Origin of the sequence: Hoeflea sp. BAL378, assembly GCF_000759435.1 — a bacterium.
GTDB lineage: Bacteria > Pseudomonadota > Alphaproteobacteria > Rhizobiales > Rhizobiaceae > Hoeflea.
Map to the genome: position 1 here is coordinate 1 of NZ_JRJG01000181.1, position 2,500 is coordinate 2,500.

Annotated in this window: 1 rRNA gene (cut by a window edge); it reads right to left on the reverse strand. The window is 53.7% G+C overall.

What is annotated here, in order from left to right:
* Positions 1–21: 21 nt before the first annotated feature.
* Positions 22–2,500 (reverse strand): 23S ribosomal RNA (locus LL06_RS24460); it runs 331 nt beyond the window's last position.

The window sequence follows — 2,500 nt, forward strand, 5'->3', positions numbered from 1 at the left end:
GATGAGCATTGATCAATGAGAACGATCAAGCCGATCGAGCTATTAGTACTGGTAAGCTTCACACGTTACCGCGCTTCCACACCCAGCCTATCAACGTGGTAGTCTTCCACGACTCTCAGGGAATACTCGTTTTTGGGTTGGTTTCCCGCTTAGATGCCTTCAGCGGTTATCCATTCCGTATATAGCTACCCTGCTATGCCGTTGGCACGACAACAGGTCCACCAGAGATACGTCCACCCCGGTCCTCTCGTACTAGGGGCAGATCCCATCAATATTCCTACACCCACGGCAGATAGGGACCGAACTGTCTCACGACGTTCTGAACCCAGCTCACGTACCGCTTTAATTGGCGAACAGCCAAACCCTTGGGACCTGCTCCAGCCCCAGGATGCGATGAGCCGACATCGAGGTGCCAAACAACCCCGTCGATATGGACTCTTGGGGGTCATCAGCCTGTTATCCCCGGCGTACCTTTTATCCGTTGAGCGATGGCCCTTCCACGCGGGACCACCGGATCACTATGACCGACTTTCGTCTCTGCTCGACTTGTCAGTCTCGCAGTCAGGCAGGCTTATGCCATTGCACTCGACGACCGATTTCCGACCGGTCTGAGCCTACCATCGCGCGCCTCCGTTACTCTTTCGGAGGCGACCGCCCCAGTCAAACTACCCACCATACACTGTCCCGGACCCGGATGACGGGCCGCGGTTAGACATCCACGAAGATAAGGGTGGTATTTCAAGGATGGCTCCACGCGAGCTGGCGCCCACGCTTCAAAGCCTACCACCTATCCTACACATGCCTTGGCGAATGCCAGTGTAAAGCTATAGTAAAGGTGCACGGGGTCTTTCCGTCTGACCGCAGGAACCCCGCATCTTCACGGGGAATTCAATTTCACTGAGTCTGCGTTGGAGACAGCGGGGAAGTCGTTACGCCATTCGTGCAGGTCGGAACTTACCCGACAAGGAATTTCGCTACCTTAGGACCGTTATAGTTACGGCCGCCGTTTACTGGGGCTTCGATTCAAAGCTTGCACCTCTCCTCTTAACCTTCCAGCACCGGGCAGGCGTCAGGCCCTATACGTCGTCTTGCGACTTCGCAGAGCCCTGTGTTTTTGATAAACAGTCGCTACCCCCTGGTCTGTGCCACCCCTTTCCACTTGCGTAAAAAGAGGTCACGCTTCTTCCGAAGTTACGCGTGCAATTTGCCGAGTTCCTTCAACGCAGTTCTCTCAAGCGCCTTGGTATTCTCTACCTGACCACCTGTGTCGGTTTCGGGTACGGTCTATACGGTGGAGCTATTTCCTGGAACCTCTTCGCCGCACCTCCAATCCAATAAGGAGATACGACACACGAGATCCGTCACTACCACCAGGCCCACGAATATTAACGTGGTTCCCATCGACTACGCCTTTCGGCCTCGCCTTAGGGGCCGGCTCACCCTGCTCAGATTAACTTTAAGCAGGAACCCTTGGTCTTTCGGCGAGGGAGTCTCTCACTCCCTTTATCGTTACTCATGTCAACATTCGCACTTCTGATATCTCCAGGAGCCCTCACGGGTCTCCCTTCACAGACTTACAGAACGCTCCGCTACCACGTACACTTGCGTGCACATCCTCAGCTTCGGTGCATGGCTTTAGCCCCGGTACATTTTCGGCGCAAGACCCCTTATTTAGACCAGTGAGCTGTTACGCTTTCTTTAAATGATGGCTGCTTCTAAGCCAACATCCTGGTTGTTTTGGGAGTCTCACATCCTTTCCCACTTAGCCATGACTTGGGGACCTTAGCTGGAGGTCAGGGTTGTTTCCCTTTTCACGACGGACGTTAGCACCCGCCGTGTGTCTGCCGACTAGTACTCCTCGGTATTCGGAGTTTGGTTAGGATCAGTAAGACGGTGAGTCCCCATAGCCCATCCAGTGCTCTACCCCCGAGGGTATTCGGTCGACGCTCTACCTAAATAGATTTCGCGGAGAACCAGCTATCTCCGAGTTTGATTGGCCTTTCACCCCTAACCACAAGTCATCCCAATCTATTGCAACAGATGCGGGTTCGGTCCTCCAGTTGGTGTTACCCAACCTTCAACCTGCTCATGGCTAGATCACTCGGTTTCGGGTCTAATGCAACAAACTAGTCGCCCTATTAAGACTCGCTTTCGCTGCGCCTACACCTATCGGCTTAAGCTTGCTTGCTGCACTAAGTCGTTGACCCATTATACAAAAGGTACGCCGTCAGGCTTTCGCCCTCCGACTGCTTGTAGGCATCCGGTTTCAGGAACTATTTCACTCCCCTTGTCGGGGTGCTTTTCACCTTTCCCTCACGGTACTTGTTCGCTATCGGTCATGCACGAGTACTTAGGCTTGGAGGGTGGTCCCCCCACGTTCAGACAGGATTTCACGTGTCCCGCCTTACTCTAGGACATGACTAAGGATTACGTGTACGGGGCTATCACCCGCTACGGCCGAACTTTCCAGATCGTTCCACTTTACTTAACCATGCCACTG